21 protein-coding genes and 1 pseudogene are annotated in these 21,490 nt (G+C 62.0%); 7 read left to right on the top strand and 15 right to left on the bottom strand.

The annotated features are described in order from the left end of the window. Nucleotides 1–303 precede the first annotated feature (303 nt). The gene (locus tag HNQ83_RS26220; RefSeq protein ID WP_175391704.1) at nucleotides 304–657 is read left to right on the top strand and encodes a DUF6124 family protein; all 354 of its coding nucleotides are present in this window, start codon (nucleotides 304–306) and stop codon (nucleotides 655–657) included. 130 nt (nucleotides 658–787) lie between these two features. Here HNQ83_RS26220 and HNQ83_RS26215 read toward each other — a convergent pair whose 3' ends face one another. Genes HNQ83_RS26215 through cpaB form a run of 8 tightly spaced genes read right to left on the bottom strand, consistent with a single transcriptional unit; the run spans nucleotide 788 to nucleotide 8,273 of the window. Beyond that, on the bottom strand, nucleotides 788–1,063 hold the full coding sequence (locus tag HNQ83_RS26215) for a DUF3613 domain-containing protein (protein ID WP_175391703.1): 276 nt from the start codon (nucleotides 1,061–1,063) through the stop codon (nucleotides 788–790). Nucleotides 1,064–1,075: 12 nt separating this feature from the next. Then, a complete protein-coding gene (locus HNQ83_RS26210; protein ID WP_175391701.1) occupies nucleotides 1,076–1,789 on the bottom strand; it encodes a hypothetical protein in 714 nt (237 codons plus the stop codon). Between the two features lie 10 nt (nucleotides 1,790–1,799). Beyond that, nucleotides 1,800–2,690, bottom strand: coding sequence for a type II secretion system F family protein (locus HNQ83_RS26205; protein WP_175391699.1), 891 nt, complete (start codon nucleotides 2,688–2,690; stop codon nucleotides 1,800–1,802). Then, a complete protein-coding gene (locus HNQ83_RS26200) occupies nucleotides 2,687–3,571 on the bottom strand; it encodes a type II secretion system F family protein (protein ID WP_175391697.1) in 885 nt (294 codons plus the stop codon). The genes HNQ83_RS26205 and HNQ83_RS26200 overlap by 4 nt, the downstream gene beginning before the upstream one ends. Before the next feature lie 9 nt (nucleotides 3,572–3,580). Then, nucleotides 3,581–4,861 carry a CpaF family protein gene (locus tag HNQ83_RS26195; RefSeq protein ID WP_175391695.1) on the bottom strand — a complete coding sequence of 427 codons (1,281 nt, stop codon included), beginning with the start codon at nucleotides 4,859–4,861 and terminating at the stop codon, nucleotides 3,581–3,583. After that, on the bottom strand, nucleotides 4,858–6,048 hold the full coding sequence (locus HNQ83_RS26190; RefSeq protein WP_175391694.1) for a pilus assembly protein: 1,191 nt from the start codon (nucleotides 6,046–6,048) through the stop codon (nucleotides 4,858–4,860). The genes HNQ83_RS26195 and HNQ83_RS26190 overlap by 4 nt, the downstream gene beginning before the upstream one ends. Then, the gene (locus HNQ83_RS26185) at nucleotides 6,045–7,307 is read right to left on the bottom strand and encodes a type II and III secretion system protein family protein (RefSeq protein ID WP_175391692.1); all 1,263 of its coding nucleotides are present in this window, start codon (nucleotides 7,305–7,307) and stop codon (nucleotides 6,045–6,047) included. The genes HNQ83_RS26190 and HNQ83_RS26185 overlap by 4 nt, the downstream gene beginning before the upstream one ends. Nucleotides 7,308–7,328: 21 nt before the next feature. After that, on the bottom strand, nucleotides 7,329–8,273 hold the full coding sequence (gene cpaB, locus HNQ83_RS26180) for a Flp pilus assembly protein CpaB (RefSeq protein WP_175391690.1): 945 nt from the start codon (nucleotides 8,271–8,273) through the stop codon (nucleotides 7,329–7,331). 325 nt (nucleotides 8,274–8,598) lie between these two features. On the opposite strand from cpaB, the gene HNQ83_RS26175 reads away from it, so the two are divergent. Then, nucleotides 8,599–8,808 (top strand): Flp family type IVb pilin, encoded by a 210-nt coding sequence (locus tag HNQ83_RS26175; RefSeq protein WP_175391688.1) that lies wholly within the window; start codon nucleotides 8,599–8,601, stop codon nucleotides 8,806–8,808. Nucleotides 8,809–8,874: 66 nt separating this feature from the next. Beyond that, the gene (locus tag HNQ83_RS26170) at nucleotides 8,875–9,288 is read left to right on the top strand and encodes a response regulator (RefSeq protein ID WP_175391686.1); all 414 of its coding nucleotides are present in this window, start codon (nucleotides 8,875–8,877) and stop codon (nucleotides 9,286–9,288) included. A gap of 127 nt (nucleotides 9,289–9,415) precedes the next feature. Here the strand turns inward: HNQ83_RS26170 and HNQ83_RS26165 are convergent, their stop codons facing one another. Then, nucleotides 9,416–10,270, bottom strand: coding sequence for a MaoC/PaaZ C-terminal domain-containing protein (locus HNQ83_RS26165; protein ID WP_175391684.1), 855 nt, complete (start codon nucleotides 10,268–10,270; stop codon nucleotides 9,416–9,418). Between the two features lie 2 nt (nucleotides 10,271–10,272). Beyond that, nucleotides 10,273–11,625, bottom strand: coding sequence for a 3-oxoacyl-ACP reductase (locus tag HNQ83_RS26160; protein WP_175391682.1), 1,353 nt, complete (start codon nucleotides 11,623–11,625; stop codon nucleotides 10,273–10,275). Between the two features lie 262 nt (nucleotides 11,626–11,887). On the opposite strand from HNQ83_RS26160, the gene HNQ83_RS26155 reads away from it, so the two are divergent. Together HNQ83_RS26155 and HNQ83_RS26150 are read left to right on the top strand one after the other, a co-directional pair. Beyond that, nucleotides 11,888–13,165 carry an acetyl-CoA C-acetyltransferase gene (locus HNQ83_RS26155; RefSeq protein WP_175391681.1) on the top strand — a complete coding sequence of 426 codons (1,278 nt, stop codon included), beginning with the start codon at nucleotides 11,888–11,890 and terminating at the stop codon, nucleotides 13,163–13,165. Between the two features lie 192 nt (nucleotides 13,166–13,357). Beyond that, nucleotides 13,358–14,149 (top strand): helix-turn-helix domain-containing protein, encoded by a 792-nt coding sequence (locus HNQ83_RS26150; protein ID WP_175391679.1) that lies wholly within the window; start codon nucleotides 13,358–13,360, stop codon nucleotides 14,147–14,149. Between the two features lie 160 nt (nucleotides 14,150–14,309). Here HNQ83_RS26150 and HNQ83_RS31785 read toward each other — a convergent pair whose 3' ends face one another. Beyond that, nucleotides 14,310–15,038, bottom strand: a complete 729-nt coding sequence (locus tag HNQ83_RS31785; protein ID WP_371315412.1) for a methyl-accepting chemotaxis protein — start codon at nucleotides 15,036–15,038, stop codon at nucleotides 14,310–14,312. A 129-nt stretch (nucleotides 15,039–15,167) separates the two neighbouring features. Then, a pseudogene (locus tag HNQ83_RS31780) lies at nucleotides 15,168–16,256 on the bottom strand (cache domain-containing protein); the annotation flags it as partial. A gap of 362 nt (nucleotides 16,257–16,618) precedes the next feature. On the opposite strand from HNQ83_RS31780, the gene HNQ83_RS26140 reads away from it, so the two are divergent. Beyond that, nucleotides 16,619–17,512: a PA4780 family RIO1-like protein kinase gene (locus HNQ83_RS26140; RefSeq protein WP_175391676.1), complete on the top strand. Its 894-nt coding sequence runs from the start codon at nucleotides 16,619–16,621 to the stop codon at nucleotides 17,510–17,512. 164 nt (nucleotides 17,513–17,676) lie between these two features. On the opposite strand, the gene cueR is transcribed toward HNQ83_RS26140, so the two are convergent. The 3 genes from cueR to HNQ83_RS26125 all read right to left on the bottom strand — a co-directional run bounded on the left by cueR (nucleotide 17,677) and on the right by HNQ83_RS26125 (nucleotide 21,053). Beyond that, nucleotides 17,677–18,090 carry a Cu(I)-responsive transcriptional regulator gene (gene cueR / locus HNQ83_RS26135; RefSeq protein ID WP_175391675.1) on the bottom strand — a complete coding sequence of 138 codons (414 nt, stop codon included), beginning with the start codon at nucleotides 18,088–18,090 and terminating at the stop codon, nucleotides 17,677–17,679. Further along, nucleotides 18,087–20,480, bottom strand: a complete 2,394-nt coding sequence (locus tag HNQ83_RS26130; RefSeq protein ID WP_175391673.1) for a heavy metal translocating P-type ATPase — start codon at nucleotides 20,478–20,480, stop codon at nucleotides 18,087–18,089. Before HNQ83_RS26130 ends, cueR begins: the two co-directional genes overlap by 4 nt. 189 nt (nucleotides 20,481–20,669) lie before the next feature. Then, on the bottom strand, nucleotides 20,670–21,053 hold the full coding sequence (locus HNQ83_RS26125; RefSeq protein WP_175391671.1) for a hypothetical protein: 384 nt from the start codon (nucleotides 21,051–21,053) through the stop codon (nucleotides 20,670–20,672). 159 nt (nucleotides 21,054–21,212) lie between these two features. Between HNQ83_RS26125 and HNQ83_RS26120 the strand changes: the two genes are divergently transcribed. Next, nucleotides 21,213–21,410 (top strand): heavy-metal-associated domain-containing protein, encoded by a 198-nt coding sequence (locus HNQ83_RS26120; RefSeq protein WP_175391670.1) that lies wholly within the window; start codon nucleotides 21,213–21,215, stop codon nucleotides 21,408–21,410. The last annotated feature ends 80 nt before the right edge of the window (nucleotides 21,411–21,490 follow it).

Raw genomic sequence — 21,490 nt, 5'->3', positions numbered from 1 at the left:
CTATCTGGCGAGCATTCTCGCCTAAATGGGTGTCCGGTTTCATTAGACCACTACAGGAAGCGCCATCTCTAGCCTTTGTCTGTCACTGAAAAAATCAGTGATCGGGTTTGGTCGCCCGGGTTTAGAATGGCGCACGGCACCGCGTGAGCGGTTTTTTTATGCTTGCTTAATGGCGAGCTGTGCGTGGGAGGGCTTACGCCCTGCCGGGTTTCCATTCCCTGGTCGACCAACCTGCGTATAGTTCGCCACCCTTCTGCTTGGTCGCAGTGATGGCGAACTCCTACTTACGAATGGAGCTTCACCATGATCAAACCCACCCCAAATCCCCCAGAAACCGACCCCATTTCCCCCTACGAATCCCCCAACTCAAAAAAACTCCACGAAGCCGCCGACCGCGCCCTCGATCATTACCTCAATACAAATAAAGAACCCGTCGTGCGCAAACCCAGCACGATGTTTGTCATCGCCCCCGATATCGATACCGAAACCCTGTTGGCTCATGCCTGTGAGTCGCTGGCTTCAGCAAGCGTCATGGCCAGTGATTTCGCGACGTTTCTGGAAGGGTCGCAGCGCAGCACTCTGCTGGGGATTGCGCAGGTGATCATGCTGGGTGAGCTGGCGGTGAATCGGGCGCTGGATAATCTCGATCCTCCGTAACTGCATGCGGACAGACAGACCGCGTTATCGTTCTTCGCGAGCAGGCTCGCTCCCACAGGGGAATGCGTTTCAACGGTGGGAGCGAGCCTGCTCGCGAAGGCGGCCTGGCAGGCGCAAAAAAAAACCAGGCCTATCCCCCCGACCCACTGTCCACCATCCCTCCCGTATCCTGATCAAAGAACTGCGGAATCTCATGCTGATAACTCTTCAACCACCGCTGCATCGCCAATTCACGCTCAGTGGCGGTGGCGGTCTGCGGTTTTGGGGAGGCGACGGTGTTGCGTGATTGCAGTTGCAGCCAGCCTTCGGTTTCCTGTTGTTGCGGTGAGGCCGGGCCGGCGTCGATGGCGTGGCTGGTCAGCGGCAGGGCCAGCAGGCCTAGGCAGTAAAGGGTAGTGGGTTTCATCCTGTGCTCTCCCTATTGAAGCGTTGGCGGAGTGACGGCGGCGACTTGGGCGGCGACCGCTGGGCCTGTCCTGGCAGGGGCCTTGAGTTTCTCGGCGCGGGCCTGGGCTTCGGTGACTTGTGCCGGGCTCAGGCCGAGGCGGCTGACCAGTTCGGCGGCGCGGCTCCAGTCATCCTGGTAGATCAGCAGGGTGACCAGGTTCACCGCGGCCAATTGATCGCCTTGCCTGAGTTCTATGGCGGTGAGGAACTCGAATTTCGCGTCTTCGACGCGCAATTGGTTCAGGTACACCACCCCCAGGTCGTTGCGGATTTTTTCATCGGTGGGCGACAGGCGCGCGGCCCGTTGCAGGTGAGCCTGTGCCAGGCCGTTATCACCCTTGGCGGCGGCGAGTTGACCCAGACCATGTTCGGCTTCGGCGGCCAGGCAACTGCCCAGCAGGCTGCGGTACAGCGGTTCGGCTTCGCTGCGGCCCAGCAGCCGATAGACCTTGGCCTTGCGCAGGCGCACATCGGCCAGGTTGTCCGGCAGGTTTTGCAGGTTGGCCAGGCTGGCGTGCAGTTTGCCGTCCTTGGCCATGTCATCGGCAAGATTCATGGCCAGCTGTTGGTCTGAGTTCAACTTGCCGCAACTGGCGGTGCTGGTGAGGGTTTCCCAGGGCGCCTGTCCGTTGCTCGCGCAACCGCCCAGCAACAGCAGACTCAAACCGGCAATCAATGCTTTCATCAGGTTCCCTCTAGGAAGCAAAGGCCCGGGCCAGGGCGGTGAAACCCGGGCCGGCCAGTACGATCAACAACGCCGGGAAGAGAAACAGCATCATCACGACGGACATTTTGGCGGACATCTTGGAGATGTATTCCTGCAGGCGCGTCAGGCGCCGGTCATCGAGCAATTGCTTGAGCGACAGCAGGGATTTCATGGCACCGCCACCCTGATGGATCAGCTGCTGGAGGATCACGCAGGTGTCGGTGAATTCGTCTACGCCCAGCAATCGGGTGGTCTTGTTCAGTTCTTCGCCCAGTTCCAGGCCGGAATCGACCCGAGCCAGCACCAGGCGCAGTTCATGGGTCAAATTAGGCAACAGTTGTTTGCCTTCAATGCTCAACACCCTCAGCGATTGTTCTACGGCCATGCCCGATTCGAACAGGATGCGCAGGAGGGCGATGAAGGTTGAGGTTTCAAGGGCCAATTGTTTTTGTCGGTGTAGCGCGGCGGCCGCCAGCAGGCGTTTGGGCAAGAGGTACCCGATGCCGGTGGCAAAGGCCGGGGCGATCCAGTGGCTTTCCACCACCGGAAAAAACAGCCCCTGGATCAGCAGGCTCAAGGCCAGCGCCAGCACCGGCACGCCCACCTGAAACGCGGCGAACAACGTGCGTTGCCGTGCGCTGCGCCAGCCCAGGCGGTTGAGCAGGGTCTGGGTTTCATTGTCGAGGTTGACCGCTTTCTGTCCGACCCGGCTGGCGCCCAATGCATGCAGCCACTGGCTGAAACGGTTGTCGCCAGCAGTTTTTCCATCCAGGCGCTGGGCGATCTGGCGGGCCCGCCGACGCTGTTCCAGCAGGCTGGCGAGGAGCAGGAGTGCGGCGCCGAGGAGCAGCAGGGCACTGATCAGCAATGGCGTCTTCATAGGCTGCGCAACATGCGCCACAGCGCCAGGCATCCCACCGTCTGCAACCCGAACGCGGTCGCCAGCATTGTCTGCCCGGAGCTGGTGTCCCACATGGCGAGCAGGTAGGTCGGATTGGTCATCAGGAAATAACCGGCGAGTGTCACCGGCAACAGTGCCAGGACCACTGCCGTCACCCGGGTTTCCCCCGTCATGGCCTTCAATTGACGAGCGGCTTGCTCGCGTTCGCGGATCATCTTGATCAGGTTTTCCAGCACTTCACTGGCATTGCCGCCGTAGCGATGGTTGACCTTCAAACCGAGTGCGAACAAGCGCAGTTCATCTTTTTCATACAGTTCGGCGAAGTCCGAGACAGCATCCGCGAGGCTGACGCCCAGCTGCACGTTGCGTTGAATCCGGCCCATGGCATTTTTTAACGGGTCCTCGACCGCATCGATCGCGCCCAATACGGCATCGGCCAGCGTCCGCCCGGACTTCAGGCTGCGCACGGCGTGATCGAGCAGAGGCGGCAGTTGTTCAATCATGCGCGTCAGTCGGCGCTGATAACGCCAGCTGACATACAGGCGCACCAGCAGTGGCGGCACCAGCAGCAACAGCAAGGCGCCCATCCAGCCGCCCGTGGCCAACCCCAGCAATACCGCCAGGCCCCAGAGTGCCAGCCATACGCCTAGCCGTTCGGAGGGCCGGCCCAGACCTGCACGCAGGAATGCGCGCTCAAGTCCTGTCCATGACGCTTTCTGCACCACCCGTTGCGGTTGCCCCTGGTTCAGACGACCCAGAATCCGCTCGATGCCGCTCTGGCGCAGCCCCTTGTAGAACAACCGCGCCGACAGCCCCAGCAAGGTCAGGCAGACGAGAATCAGCAGCAGCGGTTTGAGCATGCGGTGGCCTCAATACGCCGACGGGGAGAGCGCCGAATCGCGGCGCAGTTTGTCGCCGGCGGGATTGACCGCCTCGCGCATGAATCCAATGCCCGTGCGGCGGTCGAGCCGGAACAGGGTGTTGGTGACGTACACGTCGTCACGCACGCCAACCACCTCGACCACTTCACTGACGCAGCGACGGCCATCGGGCATGCGCGTCAGCTGGATCACGACGTCCAGTGCTGCGCAGATCATCTGCCGCAGGGTGCGTTCGGCGATGGTGCGACCTGTCAGGCCGACCAGGGTTTCCAGGCGCAGCAAGGCATCCTGGGCATTGTTGGCGTGCACGGTGCTCATGGAGCCATCGTGGCCGGTGTTCATGGCCGTGAGCACGTCGACCACTTCGACGCCGCGGATTTCGCCGAGAATGATCCGGTCCGGGCGCATCCGCAGGGCGTTGCGAATCAGGTCGCTGGCCTTCACTTCGCCATGGCCTTCGGCATTCGGCGGCCGGGTTTCCAGGCGCACGACATGAGGGTGGCCCAGTTGCAGTTCGGCAACGTCCTCGATGGTGACCAGTCGCTCATGGGGGTTGATCAACTGGCTGAGGATATTCAACAGCGTGGTCTTGCCGGTGCCGGTGCCGCCGCTGATCAGGATGTTGCAGCGTTTGCCCACGGCTTCCTGGATGAACTCGAAGATGGCCTGGTCGATGGTCTGCATGGCGATCAGGTCGCTGCTCTTGAGCATGTCCTGGCGAAACTTTCGGATCGACAGGCACGGACCGTCGAGGGCAATCGGCGGAATGATCGCGTTGACCCGGCTGCCGTCCGGCAGGCGCGCATCGACCATCGGCGAAGACTCGTCGAGGCGCCGACCCAAGGGGGCGAGGATGCGTTGCATGACACGTTCGACGTGGTGGGCGTCTATGAAGCGCAAGTCGCTTTGATGCAGGACACCCTCGCGTTCGACAAAGACCCGGTGCGGGCCGTTGACCAGAATTTCAGTCACGGCCGCGTCGCGCAGCAGCACTTCCAATGGACCGAAGCCGGTCAGTTCGTCGACGATTTCCTCGGCCAGGCGCTCCATCTCATAGCGGGAAATCGCCAGGTGCAAGCGAGCGATGTACTCGGCCACCTTATCGATGACGAACTGGGACAGCACCTGGCGCGAACCTTCCAGCAGGTTTTTGCCGGACTCTTCGATGGCGTCGATGATGTAGCGGTGCAGCACCAGCTTCAGGCCTTCATGGTCGGTGTTGCCGATCGCTGCGCGCTGGGAAGCGCCGAAGAGTTTTTCACCGTTCATTGCGCGCCCCTCAAACGGTTGAACCAGCCCGATTTGGGTTTGGCCAGGCCTTCGGAGCGCTTGGCCAGGCGTTCGCCCAGGGCCCGCAGGCTTTGGGTGAGGCCTTCGCGCGGCGCCAGTTCAAACAGGGTCACGCCCTGATTCTTGGCGTTGAGCCGCACTTCCGGGCTGTAGGTAAGGGTGGCGATGATTTCCATGCCGAAGCTTTTGCCCAGGGTGTCGGAGTCCGGAGCGACGCTGCGCAGGTAACGGTCCACCAGCAGCTTGGCGTGATCGAGCTTCATGCCTTTTTCGCGCCACAGGTTGAGTACCGCCAGATTGCGTCGGCAGTCGAGGACGTTCTGATCGGTGTACCACAGCAGTTTGTCGCAATGGCTGACGAAGGTGCGCAAGGCTTCGCTGTCCGGCTGGCCGGTGAGGTTCACCACGATGTGCTGGAAGTGTTGGCGAAGGACGCTGAGCAGCATGTACAACTCGGCGGCGCTGGTCTGTTCCAGCGATTCATCGTTGTTGGCATAGGCGAGGATGCGCAGGCCGACTTCGCAGCGGGTGAACGCACTGTCGATCAGCGTTGCGTCGAGACGGCGCACGTGGCGCAGTGCGTCGCCGAAATTGAACGAACTCTCCAGGCCGAGCAAGGCCAGGCTGTCGCCCCGTGGCAGACCCAGGTCGAGCAACAGGGTTTGCTGGCCGCTCTTCTGCACCACCTGCGCCATGTGGTTGGCCAGCAGCGCGCCATCGGCATTGCTCTGCACCCCGTACAGTACCGTCAGGCCGCCGTGCTGGGTGTTCGGCGCCACCGGTGGCAGACGTTTGCTCAAGCGTCGTACCAGGCCGGCCACTTCGCTGGAGCGCGAGCCGTAGGCGACGAAATCCCGGGCACCGGCGCGCATCGCATTGAGCACAAGCTGGTTGTCCATGCCGTCGCCCAACGCGACGATGGCCAGCATCGGTTTGGCTTCCAGCGCACCTTCGATCAGCGCACTCTGGGCCACCACGTGATCACGATCGAGGCCCACGAACACCAGGCTGGCGAAGGTCACGTCCACCAGCGCCAGCAGTTCGTCGAGGCTGCCGCCACCGGCGCTGACCACCTGGCCCAACGGGGCGAGGGCGCCTTGCAGCCACTCAAGATCGGTGCTGTTGCGCGTGATTGCCAGGAAGGTCTGGCTCAGGTTCTGGCTCATTGCGATAACCCGCTGCGTTTGTCGAAGTCGCCGTTCTCGAGGAAGTACAGGCGATACCAGTTCGGGTCGTAGTTGCGCAGTTTTTCGCCGGGCAACGACGGCAACTGTGCATTGGCGGCCAGTGGCTGGACCAGGTGCGGCGTGACGATCATCAGCAGCTCCCGCTCTTCGCGGTTGATCGAGGAGCTGCGGAAAAACGCGCCAAGGATCGGGATATCGCCCAGCCCGGGAAACTTGCTGACCTGCGAGGTGTTTTGTGTGCTGATCAACCCGCTGATCACGAAACTCTCGCCATCGGCCAGGGAGATGCTGGTGTCGGTGCGGCGAATGGTCAGCGCCGGCACGGTGGTGCCACCGATGGTGACGCCATTGTTGAAGTCCAGTTCGCTGACTTCCGGCGCCACCTTGAGGGCGATGTGGTCATTGCTGATCACCGTCGGTGTCAGGGTCAGGCGGATCCCGAATTCCTTGTATTCGATGGAGTAGCTGTTGCTGTTGGCGCTGGGTACCGGAATCGGGATTTCACCGCCGGCCAGGAAGCTCGCGCTCTGTCCGCTGAGGGCCACCAGGCTTGGGCGCGCCAGGGTATAGGCGAAGCCGCTGCCCTCCATGGCATTAATGATGGCCAGGAAATTGCCGCCACCGGCGACGATGTTGTACATGTCGTTGGCCAACGGAATGCTGGGCACGGCAATGCGCGGATCGAGGTTGCGCAACGGGAACACGCGGGGTGTCACGGCAGTGTTGGGCACCGTGCCGGGGGAGCCGAACAGGAAGTTAGAGCTCTTGCCGAAAATCGAGGTGCTGGCTTCCTTGAGCTTGGTCCGGCTGACTTCGACGAAGCGGATGTCGGTCTGTACTTGCGACGGCAGCATCGGGTCATCGGATGGCAGCCTGGCGGCGCTGGTCATGGCGGCGGTGGCGCGTCCCTGAACGAATACCATGCTTTGGCGCGGTGCCGTGGCGCAGGCGGTCCAGATCATCAGGCTGGTGGCGCCGGGGGCCATGCCGGTGATCAGAAATGCCCGGTCGCCGTTGACCCGCACGTCGGCGGTTTTCGGGTCACCAACCGCTATCCGGGTAATTGCCACGGGCGATTGCACTTCCTGTTGCTGGCCTTCGCCGACTTCCAGCACGGCCGGCATCGGGCCCAGCGCGGCACAATTGCCGGTTGCCGCCAGGGCTGCCGTCATCGGCATGCAGCTCAGCAAGGTGGCCCAGATCAAGCCGTTGAACAACGGCGTAAAACGTCTGCGCATTAAAAGGCGTCCTTGCTCGATTCAGGGATTCTGTTGAGTGACTTCATTGCCGCGTATGACTTGCACGCCCGCTTTGCGCACCGGTGCCGATGCACCCATGGCGATCACGGTTTTGGGGGGCGGTGTCATGGCCAGTTGGTTGAACTGGAGCAGTTCACGGTCAGCATTGGCGATGTTGGCCGGGGATTCGTTTTCGCCGGCCCAGTAACGGGCCAGGCGTTTTTCATCCGCGCTGCGCACGGCCAGGCGCAACACGCCGGCCTGCGCCGCGAGCATCAATCGGCTCAACAGTTGTTCGGGGACGGCGAGCAGCACGGTCCGGGCGCTGGCGCGCATTTGCTCCTGTCTGAGTTTGTCTTCGTTGCTGCGGGTCGGGCTCGAGGGCTGACCATCATTGGTCAAGCCCATTTGTTCACCCACCCCGAGCACCCTCAACGCTGGAACGACAAGCTGCGCCGATGGCTGAAGGTTGTTGGTGTCCATGCGCAGAAACAGCAGCACATCGACATAGTCCCCCGGCGTCAGTTGGCCGCCGGCATTGATCACTTCATCCACGGCGACCGCGAGGGCGCGCTCGTCGGGGCGGATCATCCGCGCCAGGCTGCTGCCGGCCTCGAAGCTTTCGTCATTGAGCCAGGTGCCGGCGGCAAGGGCACGCCAGGGCGTGCGACCAATCGCCTGATCGAGTCGGGACAGGCTACCGGCCGGTGCGGTACGCAGCTTTTCCAGGGCGACGTCATCGGCGGTGATCGGCGTGAACGGCGCCACGTCGTGGACCAGCACCACCACCGGCTGGCGCGAAGGATCCTCCACCGGTGCAGGCGCCGGGACAGCGGGTGCAGTGACGGTGGGTTGAACAATGGGCTCGGCGGCGGGTTGATGGCTGAGCGTCAGACCCCAGTAACCGGCGATAAGGGCCCCGACCAGCAGCAGTCCAGCCAGACCCAAAGTGACACGACTGTTCATGACGGCTCTCCCTTTCCTGCTGCTACAACGCACTCGTTCATCCAACGAGAAATCTTCGCAATCAGGCAGCTATGAACACTGAAACTATTTCGCTATTTGACCGTAGCGCAGGTAGAGCAAAATGCCATTAGCTGACAAAAATTAACTAAGGGAAAGGCGGGGCAGCGCACTAAAGCGCAAATTTTTGACGTCAACGAAACGGTTAATACTTTCGTGTTAATGCGTATTTACAGTTGTTGGCCGGGGGAATGCCGACAATGCTGGTGCTGGCATAGGGGAATCATGTTGCGCCGATGCAACACCCGGGTGCTTCAGGAGATAGGTCATGTCTTTTTCCAAGCTGGTTCATAAGGTCAAATCCGAAGTCGCTTTTTATAAAAGTCTGGCCAAGGACACCGAGGGTGCTTCGGGTATCGAGTACGCGATTGTCGCGGGAATGGCGGCGGTGATTCTGGCAACGTTCATGTCCCCCATCTCCGGAGCGGTGAAAGGGATTTTTGAGATCATCAAGACCAATCTGGTTCCGACACCTTGAGTGTTGGCTGGCTGACTTCCCGGTGCGACTTCAATGTTTGTGACCCGTTCATTTCAGGTGGTGCCCATGATCGCTCCATCATCTCCGCGCCAGCAGCTGCTTCTGGTCGATGACGAAGAGGACGCATTGCTTGAACTGGCGGAACTACTGGAGGGGGAGGGCTTCAACTGCTTCACGGCGACCTCGGTCAAGCAGGCGCTGCAGCACCTGACGCAGCATCCGGATATCGCGTTGGTCATCACCGATTTGCGCATGCCCGAGGAGAGCGGCATGTCGCTGATCAAGCGTCTGCGCGAGCACACGTCGCGCCAGCATCTGCCGGTGATCGTGATGTCCGGGCACGCGGACATGGACGATGTCAGCGACATGTTGCGCCTGCAGGTGCTGGATCTGTTTCGCAAGCCGATCTATCACGTGCGGTTGCTGGAGACGCTGAACAATCTGTTTCCGCAGCCGCAGGTTTTTCTGGTCAAGGGTTGATACAGCCCGTGGCGACAGTCTTCCTTCGCGAGCGGCTCGCTCCCACAAGGACAGCGCATAACCCTGTGGGAGCGAGCCTGCTCGCGAAAGCAATCTGACAGACACCCAAAACGCCCCTGTCGAACGATCAGGTCATGGGCCGCCACTGCCCCACCATGTGCTCCAGATCCCCATCCCCGATCAATTGCAGCTCGCCACTGGACCCCGCCGCGCTGGCCAGTAACGCCACTGTACTGGGCAGGCGCACCGGTTTCTTGAATTGCACCGCGATGTCGATGTTCGCCGCCGGCAAATGCTCGGCCAGCGCAGCCAGCGTGCGGGCCTTGTTCCATAACCCGTGGGCGATGGCCGAAGGGAATCCGAACAGCCGGGCGCTGGCCTTGCTCAGGTGAATCGGGTTGTAGTCGCCGGAGACTTTGGCGTACTGCCGCCCAATGTCCGAAGGCGCTTTCCATTGCGCGACCTGTGTCAGTGTCAGCATCGAAGCCAGCACTTCTTCGACGGGTTCGCCCTCCAGCTTGGCGCCGCGACAGAGCATCTGGCTTTCGGCCTCCCACAACGTCCCCAGTTGATCATCCAGGGTTGTCACCAGATCGAACGTCGCGCCCTTGGCATGGGGTTGCAGGTTCTGCACGTTCACGCCGACCCGCGCCCGATTGAGCCCGCCCATGGGCCGCAGTACACGAATGCGATTGCTCAGGTGAATCAGCCCCAGCAACGGAAACGGAAATGCTTCGGCGGTGAGCAGCTGCATCTGCAGGGCGAAGGCGAGGATGTGGGGATAGGTCGGTGGCAGCAGGCCGTTGTCGTCGAAACCGCAGACCTTGCGATAGGCCGCCAGCCGCTGCGGATCGACATCGACCCAGCAGCGCAATCCCGAATCGGGCAGGGCGGTGCCTGTGATTTTGCGTCGCATCGCAGCTTTCGCATACAGCGGCGGCAGTGAGGGTTCACGGTTGAGCATGTGCCAATCAGTCGTCATGCCTAGGCCCCCAGGACACTTTGCCCGCAGACGCGCAACGCCTGCCCGGTGAACGCGCCGGTGCCCGGTTGCGCGAGCCAGGCCACCGCTTCGGCCACGTCCTGCGGCAGGCCGCCCTGGCCCAGCGAACTCATGCGGCGTCCGGCCTCGCGCAAGCCGAAGGGAACGCGCGCGGTCATCTGGGTTTCGATAAAACCGGGGGCCACCGCGTTGATGCTGATGCCCCGTTCCTGCAACAACGGCGCCCAGGCTTGCGCCAGGCCGATCAGTCCGGCCTTGCTCGCCGCGTAGTTGGTTTGCCCGCGATTGCCGGCGATGCCGCTGATCGAGGCCAGCAGAATCACCCGCCCGTTGTCGCGCAGCGTGCCGTTGTCGAGCAGGGCCTGGGTCAGCACTTGCGGGGCATTGAGGTTGACGGCGAGCACCGCGTCCCAGAAATCCGGCGTCATGTTGGCCAGGGTTTTATCCCGGGTGATCCCGGCGTTGTGCACCACGATGTCGATGCCATCGGGCAAGTGTTCGACCAATTGCGCAGCGGCGTCTTCGGCGCAAATGTCCAGCGTGATACTGCGCCCGCCGAGGCGCGCAGCCAGGGCGTCGAGATCGTTTTTCGCGGGAGGGACATCGAGCAGAATGACGTCGGCACCGTCGCGGGCCAGGGTTTCGGCGATGGAAGCGCCGATGCCCCGTGCCGCGCCGGTGACCAGCGCCTTGCGCCCGGCCAGCGGACGGGTCCAGTCCGTCACCTGGGTCTCGCAGGGGTTCAGGCGAATGACTTGCCCGGAGACGAAAGCGCTTTTGGGCGAGAGGAAAAATCGCAGCGGGCCTTCGAGTTGATCTTCGGCACCCTCGCCGACATAGATCAGTTGCAAGGTGCCGCCGCTGCGCAATTCCTTGGCCAGCGAGCGACTGAAGCCTTCCAGGGCGCGTTGGGCGCTGGCGGCGAACGGGTCGTTCAAGGTCTGCGGGTCACGCCCGAGAATCACCAGGTGCGCGCAGTGCTCGAGGTTTTTCATCAGCGGCTGGAAGAACTCGCGCAGCGCTTTAAGTTGATCGGTCTGCAGCAGGTCGCTGGCATCGAACACCACGGCCTTGAGTTTCGGGCCGTGGCCGGGAATCCACGCGGTCGCCATCGAAGGGTCGGTGCCGTAGCTGTAGATCGCGTCGGTCAGGCGGTTGGCCAATGCGTTGACCTTCTCCGCCAACGGTCCGCCACCGATCAGCAACGCCCCCTCGACCGGACGCAACCGGCCAGCCTGCCAGCGTTCCAGGCGTACCGGCGAAGGCAGGCCAATGGCACCGACCAGACGATGGCCGATGGAAGAGTTGGCGAAGTCGATATAGCGGTCAGACATGGAACGCGCTCCAGCAGCTGGGGTTCAAAGTGTGGACCATGAATGGCGATCAGTCGTTCGATCCACGAGATAAGGCCTACGCTTGATCAAAGCAGATTAGTTGGTTGCAGGATTTTCAGGAGAACTCAAACCCTGTGGGAGCGAGCCTGCTCGCGAAGACGGCAGTACATTCAACATTGATGTCACTGACAGATTGCCTTCGCGGGCAGGCTCGCTCCCACAGGGATTGGCTCAACTTCCAGGTATTCATCAGGAGCTTTTCATGACTCAACTGCGCCGCGTCGCGATCATCGGCGGTAACCGGATACCCTTCGCCCGTTCCAACGGGCCGTTCGCCACCGCCAGTAATCAGGACATGCTCACCGCTGCGCTCGAAGGTCTGATCGAGCGCTACAACCTGCACGGCCTGCGCATCGGCGAGGTGGTCGCGGGGGCCGTGCTCAAGCACTCGCGGGACATGAACCTGACCCGCGAGTGCGTACTCGGTTCGCGGCTGTCGCCCTCGACGCCGGCCTATGACATCCAGCAGGCCTGCGGCACCGGATTGGAGGCGGCGTTGCTGGTGGCGAACAAGATTGCCCTGGGGCAGATCGACTGCGGCATTGCCGGTGGCGTCGATACCACGTCCGATGCGCCGATCAGCGTCGGCGAGGGCCTGCGTAAAATTCTGCTGCAAGCCAACCGCGCTAAGAGCACCGGCGACAAACTGAAAACCTTCCTGCAATTGCGTCCCCGGCATCTGATCCCCGAGTTCCCGCGCAACGGCGAGCCGCGCACCGGTTTGTCCATGGGGCAGCATTGCGAATTGATGGCGCAGACCTGGAACATTTCCCGTGAAGCACAGGATCAACTGGCCCTGGAAAGTCATCAGAAACTGGCCGCGTCCTATGCCGAGGGTTGGCACAACGATTTGATGACGCCGTACCTGGGCCTGACCCGCGACAACAACCTGCGCCCGGATTCGACACTGGAAAAGCTCGCCGCCCTCAAGCCCGCCTATGAGAAAAGCGCCAAGGGGACGCTGACCCCCGGCAATTCCACGCCGCTGACTGATGGTGCGTCGCTGGTGCTGCTGGGCAGTGAAGAGTGGGCGAAAGAACGCGGCTTGCCGATCCTCGCCTACCTGCGTGACGGAGAAGCAGCGGCGGTGGATTTCGTCAACGGCGCCGAAGGCCTGTTGATGGCGCCGGTGTATGCCGTGCCGCGATTACTGGCGCGCAACGGTTTGACCCTGCAAGATTTCGACTACTACGAAATCCACGAAGCCTTCGCCGCGCAAGTACTGTGCACGTTGAAGGCCTGGGAGGATCCCGAGTACTGCAAAAGCCGCCTCGGCCTCGATGCGCCGCTGGGCTCGATTGATCGCAGTCGGCTCAACGTCAAAGGCAGTTCGCTGGCGGCGGGGCATCCGTTCGCGGCCACGGGGGGGCGTATCGTTGCCAATCTGGCGAAATTGTTGGATGCGGCGGGGAAAGGGCGGGGACTGGTTTCGATTTGTGCGGCGGGTGGGCAGGGTGTGACGGCCATTATCGAGCGCTGATCAGCCGGGATAAGTGAACCCCTTGTGGGAGCGAGCCTGCTCGCGAAAGCGGTGTGTCAGCCAGCATCAACGTCGACTGACACTCCGTCATCGCGAGCAGGCTCGCTCCCACAGGGGACGGTCGGTGTTGAATAGATTTTGGACATGACCTAACGTCGCCGCATCAGCCGTCCCGCAACACAAGGCCAGTCAATGCCGACCAACGGACAAGTCTCCCTCGAACGCAGCATCCCGCCCCTCAAGGCGCTCCCACGTCCACTGTATGCCCGGGTGGAAAGCCTTAACGCCGGTTCTTGGACAGCGTCCCACCATCACGATTGGGTGCAGTTTTCCTACGCCATCAGCGGCGTTCTCGGTGTGCACACCGCCGAGGGTAGTTTCTTCGCGCCGCCTCAGTGGGGCATCTGGATTCCGGCGGATCTTGAGCATCAGGTGGTGACGTCGATGCGTGCCGAAATGCGCAGCCTGTATGTGCGTCGCGAAGATTGCCAGTGGGCGGAAGGGCGTTGTCGAGTGCTGGAAGTGACGCCGCTGGCCCGGGAACTGATCAAGAGCTTTTGCCTGCTTCCAGCGGAGTATCCACAAGGCGACAGCCCGGAAGCGCGACTGGTGAGTGTGTTGCTGGATCAGCTGGCAGCGTTGCCGGAAGTCGGGTTCTCCCTGCCATTGCCCCGGCATGAACGGTTACTCGGGTTGTGCAACGAACTGATCGAAAACCCCGAGCGCAACGTGACCTTGCAGGAATGGGCAGAGCGTTTGGGAACCTCGGAGAAAACCCTGATGCGCCTGTTCCAGCGCGAAACCGGGTTGAGCTTTCGCGGCTGGCGCCAGCGCATGCGGCTGCTGTCGTCGCTGAGTTTGCTGGAGGAGGGGGACAGCGTGACCAATGCGGCGCTGGCCTGTGGGTATGACTCGACGTCGGCGTTTATTGCGGCGTTCAAGGGGTTGTTCGGGTTTACCCCGGGAGAGTTGTTTCGGCAGTGACGCCCCCTTCGCGAGCAGGCTCGCTCCCACAAGAACAGCGCATAACCCTGTGGGAGCGAGCCTGCTCGCGAAGGCGGCAGACCAGTCACTGCATCGTTGACTGACACACCGCTTTCGCGAGCAAGCCCGCTCCCACACTTGATTTGAGGCGTTGCTGATATCAGGTACGGAAGCGACGCACCAACCCATCCAGCTCATTCGACAACCCGGCCAGGCTCTGGGAATCCAGTCGCGCCGAGTTCGCCAGTTCCGCCACCAACTGCGCATCGCCATGAATCTGGCTGATGTGCCGGTTGATGTCTTCGGCCACCTGGTGCTGTTGCTCCGCTGCCGTGGCGATCTGGGTGTTCATGTCGCGGATCACGTCCACCGACTCGCGAATCTGCCCGAAGCTGCTGCGCGCTTCGCCAATGCGCGTCACCGATTGCTGCGACACTTCAAGGCTGGCGTGCATCTGCTGCGTCACCTGGCTGGTACGTTTGGCCAGGTTGCCCAGCAAACCGTCGATTTCCGCCGTGGAATCGGCCGTGCGCTTGGCCAGTGCCCGCACTTCGTCCGCCACCACCGCAAAACCACGACCCTGCTCACCGGCCCGCGCCGCTTCAATGGCTGCGTTCAACGCCAGCAGGTTGGTCTGTTCGGCGATCGAGCGAATGGTGCCGAGGATCGACTGAATGTCATTGCTGTCGCGCTCCAGCTGTTGCATCGACTGGGCCGACTGTTCGATTTCCTGGCTCAGGCGATCCACGCTGTTCACCGCGGCATCGATCTGCTGCTGGCCTTCGCGGGCCTGGCGCTGGCCACTGTCGGCGGACTCGGCGGCCTGGCTGCAAGAGCGCGCCACTTCGTTGGCGGTGGCGACCATTTCGTGGAACGCCGTGGACACCATGTCCACCGCTTCACGCTGGCGCCCGGCGGCTTCGGCCATGTCGCTGGAGACCTGGGTCGAGCTCTTGGAGGTGGCCAGGATTTTGGTCGCGGCGCCGCCGATGCTCTGGATCAGGTTGCGAATCGCCGTCAGGAACTGGTTGAACCAGTTGGCCAGTTGCGCGGTTTCGTCGCTGCCACGGATTTGCAGATTCTTGGTCAGGTCGCCTTCACCCTGGGCAATGCCTTCCAGGCCATCGGCCACGCTGCGGATCGGACGCACGATGAGGCTGGCGAAGCTGGCGCCGACGACGGCGAAGATCACGGCCAGAACGGCGGCAATGATCGCGATCAACCAGGTCAGTTGGGTCGCGGTGCTCATCACGTCGCTTTGCTTGATCAGGCCAATGAAGGTCCAACCCAGTTGCTCCGACGGCCAGACGTTGGCCATGTAGCGCTCGCCGTTGAGTTCGACTTCGACCATGCCTTTGCCGGCCTTGGCCAGTTGCGCATAACCCTCGCCGAGGCTGCTCAGGGCTTTGAAGTTGTGTTCCGGTTGCTTCGGATCGACCAGCACGGTGCCGGAGTTTTCCAGCAGCATCAGGTAGCCGGTTTCACCGAGCTTGATCTGCTTGACCAGTTCGGTGAGCTGCTTGAGCGACACGTCGATACTGACCACGCCGCCGTTGGTGCCCAGCTTGTTGTCGATGGTGCGCACGGTGCTGACGTAGGACGTATCGTTTTCGGCCCAGTAGTAGGCCTCGGTACGGAACGGTTTGCCCGGTTTGGCCTGGGCTGCCTTGTACCACGGGCGCTGGCGCGGGTCGTAGTTGGCGAGCTTGGCATCGTCCGGCCAGGACACGTAGCCACCGGCGGCGGTGCCAAGAATCGCGTAGGCGTAGGAGGGATGAGCGTTACCCAGGTCCTGCAGGAAGCCGAAGACTTTTTTGTCCATCTCGCCCTGGGGAATGCTGGCGGCGTTGGCGCTCATGTACGTCTTGAGGCTGTCGTCGGAGTTCGTGATCAAGGGTTGCTTGGCCAGGTATTCGACGTTCTGGCTGATGCCATCGAAGAACAGTTGCATGGCATTGCTGACCTGACGGATTTCGCGACCGCTGCTGTCGACGAATTCGTCCTTGGCATCACTGCGCAAGTTCAGCACAACGAGGGTGGCGACCAGCACCACGGGCAAGCAGGCGATGATTGCAAACGCCCAGGTCAACTTCTGTTTGATGTTCATCCGCGCTCCAGATTTTCTTGTAGGCCCACGCAGTGCAGATGACTCGCGGTTTATTGGCAGCCGTAAACGTAGTTTTTCAACCCGGGTCCCTGGGGCAACATCGCTATCGCAAGGCAACGATTGTCGGACAAATCAGTTTGTCACTCAGGACTTCGGCTGTTGTCGGAGGAAATTGAGGACGGTTTGAAAAAATCCTGCAAATGACCGCCAGTCGAGTTGTCAGCCGTTGTCCGGCACATTCTGTGCTTCTTGAGGCTTGTGTCAGCGTTCATAGGTCGCCACCCCCTCCCATCGGTGAGTGGATTGCCGTATAACGAATGACTTTCGCGTGTTTGGTAATAAAGGACCCACAATAAAAGCTGATGAAGACTCCAAAACGCATTGAACCCCTGATCGAGGACGGTCTGGTCGACGAGGTGCTGCGCCCACTCATGAGTGGTAAAGAAGCAGCTGTTTACGTGGTGCGCTGCGGTAACCAGTTACGTTGCGCGAAGGTCTACAAGGAGGCGAACAAACGCAGTTTTCGTCAGGCGGCCGAGTACCAGGAAGGCCGCAAGGTGCGCAACAGCCGTCAGGCCCGGGCCATGGCCAAGGGCTCCAAGTTTGGCCGCAAGGAAGCCGAGGACGCCTGGCAGAACGCCGAAGTGGCGGCGCTGTTCCGGCTGGCCAATGCCGGTGTGCGGGTGCCCAAGCCGTATGACTTCCTCGAAGGCGTGCTGCTGATGGAGCTGGTGGCCGACGAGTACGGCGATGCCGCGCCGCGCCTGAACGACGTGGTGCTGGAGCCGGACCAGGCGCGCGAGTATCACGCGTACCTGATTTCGCAGATCGTGCTGATGCTGTGTACCGGTCTGGTGCACGGTGACCTGTCCGAGTTCAACGTCCTGCTGACCCCGACCGGCCCGGTGATCATCGACCTGCCGCAAGCGGTGGATGCGGCGGGCAACAACCACGCGTTCAGCATGCTGGAGCGGGATGTCGGCAACATGGCTTCCTACTTCGGGCGTTTTGCGCCGGAGTTGAAGAAGACCAAATACGCCAAGGAAATGTGGGCCCTGTACGAGGCGGGCACCTTGCACCCGGCCAGTGTCCTGACCGGCGAGTTCGACGAACCGGAAGACCTGGCCGACGTGGGCGGTGTCATGCGCGAGATCGAAGCCGCGCGTCGGGAGGAAGAGCGCAAGCAAGCGGCTCGTGCAGCCGACGATGCGCCCCCGGGCAAAACCGAAGAACCGCCTCCACCGTGGATGCAGTGATCGGTTGATCAAAAAAACCGGCTTCGGCCGGTTTTTTCATGCACAACACAAAACCCAATGTGGGAGCGAGCCTGCTCGCGAAGGCGTTGTGTCAGTCGATAATCAAGGTGACTGACACTCCGCCTTCGCGAGCAGGCTCGCTCCCACAGGGTATTGTTTTTCAATCAGGCACGCACCGGTTCAGCGCAGCACCCCGACGCCAGCTCCTTGAGTATCGGGCAATCCGGCCGATGATCGCCCTGACAATGCTCCACCAGGTCCTGCAGCGTATCGCGCAACTGGCCCAGCTCGCGGATCTTCTGGTTCAGCTCGTCGATGTGCTGCCGGGCCAAGGCCTTCACGTCGGCACTGGCGCGCTGGCGGTCCTGCCAGAGGGTCAGCAACTTGCCGACTTCCTCCAGGGAAAACCCCAGGTCCCGGGAGCGCTTGATGAACGCCAGGGTGTGCAGGTCGTCGTCGCCATACACCCGGTAACCGCTGTCGGTGCGATGGGCCGCCTTGAGCAAGCCGATGGATTCGTAATAACGGATCATCTTCGCGCTCAGGCCACTGTGGCGAGCCGCTTGGCCGATGTTCATCGCTTGTCCTCCAGATCCTTGGGCTTCCAGGTTTTCAACAGTAGCGCATTGCTCACCACACTGACGCTCGACAACGCCATGGCCGCGCCGGCCACCACCGGGTTGAGCAGGCCAAAGGCCGCCAGGGGAATGCCGATCAGGTTATAGACGAAGGCCCAGAACAGGTTTTGCCGGATCTTCGCGTAGGTCTTGCGGCTGATGTCCAGCGCCGCCGGCACCAGGCGCGGATCGCCGCGCATCAGAGTGATGCCGGCGGCGTGCATGGCCACGTCGGTACCGCCGCCCATGGCGATGCCGATGTCGGCGGCCGCCAATGCGGGTGCATCGTTGATGCCGTCACCGACCATCGCCACCACACCGTTTTTCTTCAGCGTGGCGACTTCGGCGGCTTTGTCCGCCGGCAGCACTTCGGCGTGGACGTTGGTGATGCCCAGCGCATCGGCGACCACTTTGGCGCTGCCGCGATTGTCGCCGGTCAACAGGTGACTGCTGATGTGGCGTGCGTTGAGTTGTTGCACCGCTTGCAGTGCGCCGGGCTTGAGGGTGTCACCAAAAGCGAACAGACCCAATACTCGTGGCGTCGGGCTTTGCTCGATCAGCCACGACAGGGTCCGGCCTTCGGTTTCCCATGCAATGGCCGAATCGGCCAGTGAACCGGCGTTCATGCCGCTTTCTTCCAATAGACGCCGATTGCCCAGCGCCAACCGTCGACCATCGAGATTGCCGGCAATACCACGTCCGGTCAGGGACTGGCTGTCGCTGACATCGGCCACGGTCAAGCCGCGCTCGGCGCACGCATCCAGCACCGCCTTGGCCAGCGGATGCTCGCTGCCGCGTTGCAACGCGCCGGCCAATTGCAGCAGGCTGGACTCGTCACCGTCGATGGCATTCAAGTGTGCGATGCGCGGGGCTCCCGAGGTCAGGGTGCCGGTCTTGTCGAACACCACCGCACTGACTTCATGAGCGCGCTCCAACGCTTCGGCATCCTTGATCAGAATCCCGTAGCGTGCCGCCACCCCGGTGCCGGCCATGATCGCCGTCGGCGTGGCCAGGCCCAGCGCGCAAGGGCACGCGATCACCAACACCGCGACGGCATTGATCAGCGCGGTTTCCAAGGGGGCGCCGTACAACCACCAGCCGATCAAGGTCGCCAGGGCCAGCAGCAACACCACCGGAACGAAAATCTGGCTGACTTTATCCACCAGTTTCTGGATGGGCGCTTTGGCGGCCTGGGCGTCTTCCACCAGCCGAATGATCCGCGCCAGCACCGTTTCCGCGCCGAGTGCCCGAGTGCGCACCAGCAACCGACCTTCGCCATTGATCGCGCCGCCAGTGACGGTGTCGCCGGGTTGCTTGGGCACTGGCAGGCTTTCGCCGCTGATCAGCGCTTCGTCGGCATGGCTCTGGCCTTCGACCACTTCACCGTCCACCGGGAAGCGTTCACCGGGTTTGACCAGTACCAGATCATTGAGGCGCAGGGCACTGATGGCGACGTCCTGCTCGCGGCCGTCGATCACCTGAATCGCCCGCTCCGGGCGCAGCGCTTCCAGGGCGCGAATGGCGCTGGCGGTCTGGCGCTTGGCGCGGCTTTCCAGGTATTTGCCCAGCAGCACCAAGGCAATGACCACCGCCGAGGCTTCGAAATACAGGTGTGGCATGCGCCCGGCGGCGGTGGCCCATTCGTAGACGCTCAAGCCATACCCGGCGCTGGTGCCCAAGGCCACCAGCAAGTCCATGTTGCCGGCACCGGCGCGCACGGCTTTCCACGCCGCGACGTAGAAGCGTGCGCCGAAGATGAATTGCACCGGCGTGGCCAACGCGAATTGCACCCAGGCCGGGAGCATCCAGTGCACGCCGAAGGGTTGCAGCAGCATCGGCAGTACCAGCGGCAAGGCGAGGACGATGGCCGCGATCAAGGCCCAGCGTTCGCGGTGCAGGCGAATCTGCTGGTTATCGGTTGGCGGATGATCGGCTTCCCACACGCTGGCGGCGTAACCGGCCTTGGTCACGGCGGCGATCAAGGCTTGCGCATCGACCTGCCCGAGCAGTTCCAGATGCGCGCGTTCATTGGCCAGGTTGACGCTGACGCTCTTCACCCCCGGCACTTTGTTCAGTGCCCGTTCGACGCGACCGACGCAGGATGCGCAGGTCATGCCGTCGATGCTTAACTCCAGGCTCTGCTGCGGCACGCTGTAACCAGCCTTTTCCACGGCTTCCATCAGGGCTGGCAGGCTGCCTGTGGGCGCCTGAACCCGTGCCTGCTCCGTGGCCAGGTTGACACTGACGGCGCTGGCGCCGATGACTTTGCTCAAGGCACGCTCGACTCGCCCGGCGCAACTGGCGCACGTCATCCCGGCAATCGGCAGGTCGAAAGTGGTGGATTCGGACATGGGGCACGCTCCCTGTAGAAGATGTCTACAGGATCAACCTTGCCATGCTGGCAAGGTCAAGCACCATTCTGCTTTTGTGTAGGAGCGAGCTTGCTCGCGAAGGTCGTGAACGATAACGCGCAAAACCAGGTGCTTCGCAGCGCCCTTGGGTTTTTCGCGAGCAAGCTCGCTCCTACGGGCAGGCGGTGATCAGTAGCCCAGGCCCGAGCGCTTGAGGTACATCCCTTCCTGCGTCATCGCAATCCGGTACTTCAGCACTTCCCCGGCCCGCAGCGTGATGGTCTGCGAACCCGGTGCCAGCATGCCCGGATTGCAACCCGGCGCCTGGCCCGGCAGCAGTTTGAGGCGCAGGGACACGTTGCCCGGCGGCAGGTTGAATGAGGTGCTTTGCTCCTGGAACAGCCGCGCCGACAGCTGGTCATGGATGTACACGCCGATCTCGCAATTGGTCGCCACTTCCAGTCGCTCGCGGGAAATGATCAGCACGCCATAGTCCTCCCCGGCGGCTTGGGCCGAAGGCAGGGCGGCGAAGAGGCTGAGGAAGCCAAACAGGCTGAAAGCTGACCAGCGCATGGCTGAATCTCCTGAGATCGAGTCATTGATGGACGCAGCTTGGCCGAGCGCGGCGCCGATTGCCAGCCCGGCAGCTCACTGCAGAACTTGACCTTGCCATGGTGGCAAGCTCGACACTGCACGCAACCTCACTCGAAAGCGCATTAAAGGAGTTGTCCCATGCAAGTGTTCAATGTTGAAGGCATGTCCTGCGGTCACTGCGTCAGGGCTATCACTGAAGCTGTCCAGGCCAAGGACCCGGCGGCCAGCGTACGCGTCGATCTGGCGGCGAAAGAAGTCGGTGTTGAATCTGCGTTGACCGCGGATCAAGTGATCGCGCTGATCAGCGAAGAAGGTTATGGCGTGAGGCTGGCCTGATTTTTTAATAGTTAGCGAGCTATCGGAATGTTCAAGGCGTCCATGCACGGCTAGACTGTCGGGCTGCCGACCTTTGCCCA

It is taken from the genome of Pseudomonas sp. C2B4 (genome assembly GCF_013359695.1).
In the GTDB taxonomy this organism is placed as follows: Bacteria; Pseudomonadota; Gammaproteobacteria; order Pseudomonadales; family Pseudomonadaceae; genus Aquipseudomonas.
This window is presented reverse-complemented; position numbering and strand designations above follow the sequence as displayed.

What these genes read in the sequence shown, in the direction of transcription:
- HNQ83_RS26205 (WP_175391699.1), bottom strand. Translation starts at nt 2,690, where the DNA reads ATGAAGACGCCATTGCTGATCAGTGCCCTGCTGCTCCTCGGCGCCGCA.
- HNQ83_RS26215 (WP_175391703.1), bottom strand. Translation starts at nt 1,063, where the DNA reads ATGAAACCCACTACCCTTTACTGCCTAGGCCTGCTGGCCCTGCCGCTG.
- HNQ83_RS26120 (WP_175391670.1), top strand. Translation starts at nt 21,213, where the DNA reads ATGCAAGTGTTCAATGTTGAAGGCATGTCCTGCGGTCACTGCGTCAGG.
- HNQ83_RS26170 (WP_175391686.1), top strand. Translation starts at nt 8,875, where the DNA reads ATGATCGCTCCATCATCTCCGCGCCAGCAGCTGCTTCTGGTCGATGAC.
- cpaB (WP_175391690.1), bottom strand. Translation starts at nt 8,273, where the DNA reads ATGAACAGTCGTGTCACTTTGGGTCTGGCTGGACTGCTGCTGGTCGGG.
- HNQ83_RS26200 (WP_175391697.1), bottom strand. Translation starts at nt 3,571, where the DNA reads ATGCTCAAACCGCTGCTGCTGATTCTCGTCTGCCTGACCTTGCTGGGG.
- HNQ83_RS26160 (WP_175391682.1), bottom strand. Translation starts at nt 11,625, where the DNA reads ATGTCTGACCGCTATATCGACTTCGCCAACTCTTCCATCGGCCATCGT.
- HNQ83_RS26165 (WP_175391684.1), bottom strand. Translation starts at nt 10,270, where the DNA reads ATGACGACTGATTGGCACATGCTCAACCGTGAACCCTCACTGCCGCCG.
- HNQ83_RS26130 (WP_175391673.1), bottom strand. Translation starts at nt 20,480, where the DNA reads ATGTCCGAATCCACCACTTTCGACCTGCCGATTGCCGGGATGACGTGC.
- HNQ83_RS26140 (WP_175391676.1), top strand. Translation starts at nt 16,619, where the DNA reads ATGAAGACTCCAAAACGCATTGAACCCCTGATCGAGGACGGTCTGGTC.
- HNQ83_RS26150 (WP_175391679.1), top strand. Translation starts at nt 13,358, where the DNA reads ATGCCGACCAACGGACAAGTCTCCCTCGAACGCAGCATCCCGCCCCTC.
- HNQ83_RS31785 (WP_371315412.1), bottom strand. Translation starts at nt 15,038, where the DNA reads ATGGTGTCCACGGCGTTCCACGAAATGGTCGCCACCGCCAACGAAGTG.
- HNQ83_RS26190 (WP_175391694.1), bottom strand. Translation starts at nt 6,048, where the DNA reads ATGAGCCAGAACCTGAGCCAGACCTTCCTGGCAATCACGCGCAACAGC.
- HNQ83_RS26125 (WP_175391671.1), bottom strand. Translation starts at nt 21,053, where the DNA reads ATGCGCTGGTCAGCTTTCAGCCTGTTTGGCTTCCTCAGCCTCTTCGCC.
- HNQ83_RS26155 (WP_175391681.1), top strand. Translation starts at nt 11,888, where the DNA reads ATGACTCAACTGCGCCGCGTCGCGATCATCGGCGGTAACCGGATACCC.
- HNQ83_RS26210 (WP_175391701.1), bottom strand. Translation starts at nt 1,789, where the DNA reads ATGAAAGCATTGATTGCCGGTTTGAGTCTGCTGTTGCTGGGCGGTTGC.
- cueR (WP_175391675.1), bottom strand. Translation starts at nt 18,090, where the DNA reads ATGAACATCGGCCAAGCGGCTCGCCACAGTGGCCTGAGCGCGAAGATG.
- HNQ83_RS26195 (WP_175391695.1), bottom strand. Translation starts at nt 4,861, where the DNA reads ATGAACGGTGAAAAACTCTTCGGCGCTTCCCAGCGCGCAGCGATCGGC.
- HNQ83_RS26220 (WP_175391704.1), top strand. Translation starts at nt 304, where the DNA reads ATGATCAAACCCACCCCAAATCCCCCAGAAACCGACCCCATTTCCCCC.
- HNQ83_RS26175 (WP_175391688.1), top strand. Translation starts at nt 8,599, where the DNA reads ATGTCTTTTTCCAAGCTGGTTCATAAGGTCAAATCCGAAGTCGCTTTT.
- HNQ83_RS26185 (WP_175391692.1), bottom strand. Translation starts at nt 7,307, where the DNA reads ATGCGCAGACGTTTTACGCCGTTGTTCAACGGCTTGATCTGGGCCACC.